The organism is Nocardiopsis protaetiae (assembly GCF_045446735.1).
Classification (GTDB): Bacteria; Actinomycetota; Actinomycetes; order Streptosporangiales; family Streptosporangiaceae; genus Nocardiopsis; species Nocardiopsis protaetiae.
This window is the reverse complement of sequence record NZ_JBJJBV010000300.1, coordinates 1-7727: the sequence shown is the minus strand read 5'-3', so window position 1 is coordinate 7727 and position 7727 is coordinate 1. Positions and strand designations below refer to the sequence as shown.

Sequence of the window (7727 nt, the reverse complement as noted above, 5' to 3'; positions counted from 1 at the left end):
CGCGGATCCGCCGGATCTCCTCGTCCCGGTTCCGGAGCACCGACGCCAGCTTCTTCGCGGCCGTGTCCACCTCCTCGGCCGACCTCCGGAGGTCGGCGGCGTTCCCACCGGAGTTCCGGAACAGGGCGTCGATCAACTCCCGGGCCTGTTTCAGGGTGTCCCGTGCTTCGCCGAGCTTCCGGGCGTCCGCGGAGAGGGTCTCGTTCAGTTCCGCGGCGGTGGCGGACACCGTGCGAGCGGCCTCGTCGACACCGGTCGCGACGCCCACCGTGGAGGTGCGCAGTCGGCGCGAGCGCTCGGCCAGCCCCTCGGCGAGGTGTCTCGCCAGGCGTGTCCGCCGCGCGCTCTCCCGGACGGTGTCGCCCGCCCGGTCCGTGTCCAGGGGCAGAACCGTGTCGATGTCCCGCACCCGGGCGAGGATGTCCTCGGCCTCGCGTACGAGGTCGGCCAGGGCGCCCGGGTCCGTCGAGGGGCCGCCCCCCGCCGCGCGCAGGCGTGTGGTGACGTCGGTCGGCCGGCCGAGCAGTTCCGCGCGTTTGCGCGCCGTCTCCAGGTCCGCTCCCAGCTCGGCGATCGAATCCGTGAGAGCCGTCCGGGTCCGGGTGGTCTCGGCGTCCAGGTCGGTGGAGTCCTTCAGCAGGGTGTCCGCCTTCTCGGCCGCCTCGGACACCGCCGTGCCGCTGGCGTCGCGCAGGGTCTGCGTCCGCGCCGGGTCGGTCTCGGGCTTGAGGTTGAGTTCGGCGCGGAACAGCTCTGCCAGGTCCGTCGGCGTGTAGGCGGGCAGCGGGTCCTGCACGGGGGCGGGAGAGGTCCCGGACAGCCGCCCCCGAACCTCGGTGAGGGTGGTGCCCCAGGAACGGGTGGCCTCGTCGAACTCCTTCAGCTTCTCCCGGTAGTCCGTCTCTGCGGTCGTGTACGCCTTCCGGGCCGCGTCCAGGACGGGGTCGCGGCCCGTCGTGTCGGGCGAGGAGTCGAAAGCGCGCTGGTAGGCGTCCGCGGCCTCGCCCACCGCGCTCCTGGCCTCGCCGTACTCCTTCTCCGCGGTGATGAGCTTTTCGCGGGCCTCGTGGATCCGGTCCAGGTCCGGGGCCAGGCCCCGTGCGCGGTCCCCGTCCAGGAAGCCCAGGCGGACCGCGTCCGCCTCCGACATCCACGCGGACACCTTGGCGTCGGCGTGCTCGAACCCCCATACGGGGGCCCTGCCCTTCCAGAGGGCGGACTCCACCAGGGACCTGCTCCCCACCAGCCAGGTGGTGTCGAACTCGATCAGGTAGGCCGGGCCCATGCGGTTGCGGTGGTGCTCGGGCTCGGTCTCGGCCGCCTCGGCGCTCTCCACCCCGGAACCGGTGGAGCGGCCGGTGGCGGCGGTGGCCCCGCCGTTGAGGAAACCGACGTGGTCCTCATAGGAGGGCAGGTCGTTGGTGAGCCCGGTGGCCCGCAGCCCCGACTCCTGTCCCAGGCGCCCGGTGTGGTCGGCGTGGAAGCCGAAGACGTGCTCCTCCTTGCGGTCGGAGCTGAGCCGCGACCCGGGCACGACGTCGAGGACACGCGCCCCCTGGGCCCGGGGCACCGCCTTGAGTCGCCATTCGGTGGTGCCGATGTCCAGCAGAGGTACCCCTTCGGGCCGGTTGGCGGCCTCGGAGAACAGCGACGTGAGCGCGACGGCGCCGAGGGTGTGCTCGACGGGGGTGTAGCGGGGGTCCAGGTGGAGTTCCCTCGCCACGTGCGCCCGGGCGTCCCGCACCGTCTGCGCGGTGGGGGCGCCGGTGGCCGGGTCGAACGCCCCCGTGCCCGGGGCCCAGTTCAGGGAGCGGGCGACCGCGACCAGGGCGGCCTCGCGCACGCGCCGCCCCTGTCCTTCGGTGGCGGCGGGCAGCATCACCGTGTTTTCGGGTGGACGGAGGGCGTCGTCGCCCCGGACCGCCCGGCCCCAGGCGTGGACGGCGGAGTCGAGCGTGGTGTGCCCCGTCGCCGTCCCCTGCGGTACCGGGGGCCGGGCGGCGTTCGCAGGAGTGGTGGCCGGGACCGTGGCGGGGGTGGTGTCCGGGGTGGCGGCCGTCCCGAAGTCCACGTAGGGGAACGGGTACACGGTCCGGACCCGCCCTGCCGCGCCCTGGCCGGTGGCCTCCAGGCCGCGGCCGTCGTCCAGGGCCAGGCGCAGGTGGGCGACCTGGTCGAGTTTGACGTAGGGGCCCAGCAGGTCCAGTTGGACCGTGTGCTCCCGGGCGTGCGCCCGCTCCCGGATCGCGGTGTCGGTGGCGCCCGCGCTCGCGCCGGTCGCCGGGGCGAGGTTGAACGGGCGGCTGTCGGGGGCCGCCTCGCGCGGTGCGTCGTCCTGGGAGTAGGGCATCGGGACGCCCAGCTGGCCGTCCGCTCCCACGGTGTCGCCGGTGGCCGAGATCCGGACCTCGGCGATCTCGGGCTTCCACGTCCCGGTCTCGAACATCACGGCCGAGCCCAGGTGGTCCACCCGGGTTTCGGAGGTCGTGAGGGTCACGTGGACGCGCGCGCCGTGCGCCTCGCGCCGGTACCGGTGCCACGAATGCCATGTCCGTCCCGCGGCTTTGCGGCGCACGCGCACCGGGACCGGGGGCGCCGCGGCGCCCGCCGTCTGCCCCAGCCTGCCGGTCAGCGCGTGCAGCAGCGTCTCCCGGCTCCGGGTGGTCAGCTCCCAGTCCCGTGCTTCCAGGTCCCGCACCAGGTCCCGCAGCGCCGCCTCCGGGTCGGGCGCGCCCACCCGCCGCCCGGTGTGCTCGAAACCGTCGCGGACGCGGACCCCGGCCGGTTTCTCGGGGTTGGGCTGGGAGACGCGCGCCAGTTGCCCGCCCTCCTCCCGGACGCGGTCCAGGACCAGCCCGGCCTCCTCGGCGTCGCGGGCCGGGACGTGTCCCGTGACCAGGTCGGGGACCCGGGCCGTCCAGCCGCGGAAGCGGGTGTACCAGTCCAGGGTGGGCCCCAGGCTCCACTTCTTCATGAACTCCGCGGCCTGGGTGAGGTGCCCGGACAGGCGGAAGGAGTAGCCCCGGCGGCTCAACGGGATCATGAACGCGGAGGTCTCGAACGCGGCGCCGTCGACGTGGACCGTGCGGGAGGACCGCAGGACGCGGCTCCAGCTCAGCCCGCCGGTGCCGGTCGGCAGTCCGGCGCTGCTCGGGCGGTCGTCGGCGGCGCCCTCCACCAGCGGGTTCTGGTGACCCGTGCCGGACGCGGCGAGCCGCAGCGCCCAGGTCCCCCGGTTGACCGTGCTCGTCGCCTGCACGTCCGTGCTCGTCGCCGACCGCCACAGGAACCGGGTCCGCTGCGGGCGCAGGTCGGCCACCCCGTCCACCTCGGCCCGGGTGACGGTGGTGACGCGCACGTCGTGGGGGGAACCCGCGCCGCCGCTCATCTCCTGGCGGCTGCGCGATCCCGACGGGGACAGGGTCGCCGGGTCGCCCACCAGGGTCGGCGCGGAGAACCGGCTCCCGAAGAAGGCGAGGGAGGCGCGCCCGTCGTTCAGGGTGTGGCGCAGCTTGTGCCGGAACCCGTTGTAGAGGTCGAGCGGCCCGCGGCCCGGGCCGGAGAAGAGGTGGAAGGTATGGCCGAGCAGGCCTCGGCGGGTTCCGTCGGAGACGTCGGTGTTGATCCACTCCACGGTGCCGCCGATGTCCAGCAGGGCGTGCGCGTCGGCTGCTCCCCGCCTCCCGTCCGCCGGGCCAGGGGCGCCGCCGGAGGCCGCCGGACCCGGCGCGAAGGCCCCGTGGACGACCGTGCGCGCCTCGTCCTCGCGCAGGGCCTTGAAGGAGTCCGCCGGACCGGGCGCCGGATCGGGGACGGGATCGGCGAACCGGGAGGTGGACACCTCGTACACCCCGGTCAGGGGCGTGGACAGGAGCCCGACCGAGCCCGCAGGGGCGCGGTCCCGAGATCCCCGGCCCAGGGCCAGGTCGGAGCCCTCGTACTCGTCCATCCGGGCCCGGAAGGACACCGCGCCCTGCCACAGGTCGGAGCCGCCGGGGAAGATCAGCCGGGTCTGCCCCTCGTGCCCGAAGCCCTCGTTGCGTCCGATGCCGCCGCCCCGGGTGTAGGAGAGGGCGGCCGAGACGGCGCCGGACCGCTGCGCGGTGTTGCGGGCGTCCCCCTGGACCGGGCGGACCTGCCCCGCGGCGACGCCGGCGGTGAGGGTGTGGGTGGCCCCCTTGCGGCGCGAGGTGCCCTGCGAGGCCCCGCCGCCGATCCGGGCCCCGGTGTCGCGGGTGGAGTCGCCCGCGTGGCCGAGCGCGCCGAAGTCGGCGGTGATCCGGACGGTGACCAGGGCGGGCCGTAGGACCTCCGCGCCCTTTTTCATGATCTTGGGGTCCAGGGCGGCGGATTCCTTCAGCCGGATCACCAGGCCCTCGGGGGAGGACAGCTCGTGGGCGCGGCGGCGCAGGTTGGCCTCGGTCAGCGCGTCCAGGACCAGTTCGGTGTTCTGGCGGGCGGTCTCCCGGTTGCGGCGGAAACCCCACTTCTCCCGGGTGGTGCGCTCCCAGTAGGGGGCCCCGCGGTGCTCGGGGCGGTGCGCGTAGTCGTCCTTGGTCCTGGTCATGTCGGGGATGACCATGCCCGGGTGCTTTCGCGCGATCCCCTCCAGGACCTCCTGCGCCAGCACCTCGTAGAAGGTGCGCCCGTCGTCGTCCCGCCCGTCGCCGTCCGTTCTCGCGTACCCGGTGACGGTGGCCCCGGTGAAGTCGGTGACGCGGCTCCCGCGCAGGTTGGGCGCCGAGGGCGCGGGCACGGTGGGCGTGGCCAGGGCCGGGGCGTTCGGGCCGGGCGCAGGGGACGCGGGGGCGGGGGTGCCCAGCAGCGGCGAGGTGCGCCGACCCGGTGCCCTGCTCTGCGTATCGAGCCGGCGGGCGTCCTCCACCGGCACGAGTTCGACGCTTTCGGCCGTGAACCGGCGGGGATCGCTCTCCCCCTCCACGTGGACGAACAGGTCGCGCTCGACCGCGTACACGACGTGCCCGTCGTTGCCGTCCGAGGACTGCGTCAGGGACCGCAGGTTCCCGCTGGTGCCCTGGGAGACGGCCTGGGAGGAGGTGCGGTTGTAGGTGTACTCGAACGTGGGCAGGTCGATCCGGATGGTGTGTCCCGACCCCAGCTCCACCAGGAAGCCGAAACCCGCGCCGACGGAGGCCGTGACGGTCCGGCCCTGGATCGTGCGCGAGGAGACCGCGTTGGAGACGGTGTCGTGCCGGGTGAACTCGCCGACGTGCGGTCCGTGCTTGCGCAGGTCCATCGAGTTCACCGAGGTCCACAGCTCCACCAGGCGCCGCGCCCCGCTCGGCGCGGTGACCGTCAGGTGCATGCGGTGGTGGCCCATGTGCGGGAGGTACTCCTGGAGGCTCTCCTCGGAGAACAGCTCCCGCATCCCCTCCCGGAACTCCTCTCGGGCCGCCTCGTCGGGGCCGAAGAACCGGATCACGCTTCCCCGGGCCCCGGCCGGCGGGGGAGGGTCGATGGCGTCCGCCAGCAGGGTGCCCAGGTCGACCGGCGTCCCCGGGGTCGGTGGCTCCCCGTCCCCCTCCCCGGGGGTGGGAGGGGTGCGGATCCCGCCGACGTGGACGGGCAGACCGCCGTGGGCGACCCGGTTCCGGCCGGACCCCTGGCCGTCGTTCCCGGCGGTGAACGTGATGGATTCGGGGGCGTCCTCGGGGGCGGTCCGGATCCCGCCGGGCAGCCCCATGACCCAGCCGTTCTCGACGTCGGCGCCGTGGGAGAACGCGCCCGCGCCGTACGGGGCCTGTACGTCGACGTCCACGGCCAGGTCGGCCGCGTACAGCTCCGGCTGCCCGGTGATGTCCATGGTCACGGTCGACTTGGCGTCGCTCGACCCGGCCTTGGCGGTGCCGCGCACCCCCGTGCCCCCGCGCAGGCCCAGGCTGAAGTTGAGCCCGACCTGGGGCGTGTTGGGCAGCAGCCCGACGCCGAGGTAGAACGGGTTGGCCACGAAGCGGGCCCCGACGGTCTTGGTGCCGCCGCGTATCCCCGATTCCTCGGAGGAGACGCCGTGGGCCCGGGCGTGGGTGTGCTCGATGATGTCCTCCGGCGCGGCGCCCCGCTCCGCGGTCTCCACGAGCCGGTACCGGTCGTCGGGAGCCGACAGCCGGACCCCGACCGTCCAGTCGGCGCCGTCGTAGTGGACGGTGACCGGTGTCCCGTGGTCTCCGAAGAACGCCCCGGGGCCGCGGGCGGCGGCGATCTCCCGGAACCTCTCCTGCACCGCGTCCATGAGCCCCCGGCGGTAGGTCCGGGCGGCGTCCGGGTCCTCGGGGGTCTCGTCCCGTCCGGCCGTCCTCCGCAGGCGGACGGCGTCCGCGGCCTCCTCCAGTGTTCTGCCGACCACGGTGTCGACCTTGTCGGCGAAGAGGACGTGGGCGCCGGTCAGCGCTGTGTGGACCAGGTGGTTCAGCTTGTATTCGGGGCCGTTCCGGTCGGTGGTGAGGCTCCCTTGGTGGCGCGGCCGCGGATCCTCCGGGACGGTGTCCTCGGGCGGGGCCGGACGCAGGTCCGGAACGGTCTCCCGGGGGACCTCCAGTACGAGGCGGTCGTCGGTCTCGGGGCCGGACACCCGGGCGGGGACGCCCTCCGCTTTCGTGGACTGCGGGTTCTGGGGGGTGGCTTCGATGAGCGCGGGCATGACCTGTACGGGTCGGGGGTCGACGAGCAGGGCCGCCTGTAGGTCGGAGAGGTGCCGGTAGTGCTCCAGCGCCGCGGTGACGCGCTCGGCGGGCGTCCTGGCGCCGCCCGAGGTGGGGACCGGGTCCGCGCCGCGCCGGTGCAGGGCGTCGTTCGCCTCCTTGAGCTCCCCGAGCGTGGTGAGCATCTCCCGGTTGATGCGCTGTGCCAACTCCAGCCGGTTCGGCGCGGGCAGCGTCCGCGCCCGCGGTGCCTCGCCTGCGCTGCTCTCGCCGGAGGCGGTGGGGACGGTGGAGGTGGTGGCCAGGGCGGAGGTGAAGACCTCGTTGAGGCGCCCGTCGCCGCCGAGGACCGGCCGCGACACCTCTTCGTGGCGGGTGTTCCCCTCGGAACCCCCGGATACCGTGTCGACGGGGGACGCCGCCGCACCGTCGTCCGTGGCGCGCGGTATCTCGGAGCGCCCCTGCCCGGTGACCGGTGCCGCGCCGTCCCGGTTCCCACCGCCGGTGGTGGGCGACGGGGTGGCGGATGGAGGGGTGACCGGCGGCACGGGTGCGCCGGACGTGCGCTGTGGTGCGCCCGCGTTCATGCCCGCACCGCTGTCGGCGGGCCGTACCACGACGCCGGGGTTCTCACTCGGTTCGGAGGACGCCGTGGCCGTGGGCGGCGGGTACCGAACGCCGTCCGCGTCCGCATGGATGTCGCCGACGGTGGCGAGCGGTACGGGGGTGCTTCGGTCGAAATGCTCCTGCTCGGGGGTCGGTGCCGAGCCATCGCGACTGCCGTCACCGGTGCCCCGGGTGCCGTTGGCGCGTACGGGTTCGGGGGTCGGTGTGTTCGGCGTCCCGCCGGTGGTGCTCGACGGGGCGGTGACCGGCGGCACGGAGGCGGTGGGGGTGTTTTGGACGCTCGTGGGGTCGGTTTTGTGTTCGGGTGGTGGGGTCGAGTCGAGGCGGTCGCGGGTGGCGTTCAGTTCTGTGTCGAGGTCGGGTCGGCCGAGGTGGTCGATGCCGTTGATCATGGCGGAGGTGATGGTGTTGGACAGGACGCTCTCGACGGCGCCGGTGAAG

1 pseudogene is annotated in these 7727 nt (G+C 74.3%); it reads right to left on the bottom strand.

Going from position 1 to position 7727, the window contains the following annotated elements:
• A pseudogene (locus ACJOT3_RS29830) lies at positions 1 to 7727 on the bottom strand (hypothetical protein); the annotation flags it as partial.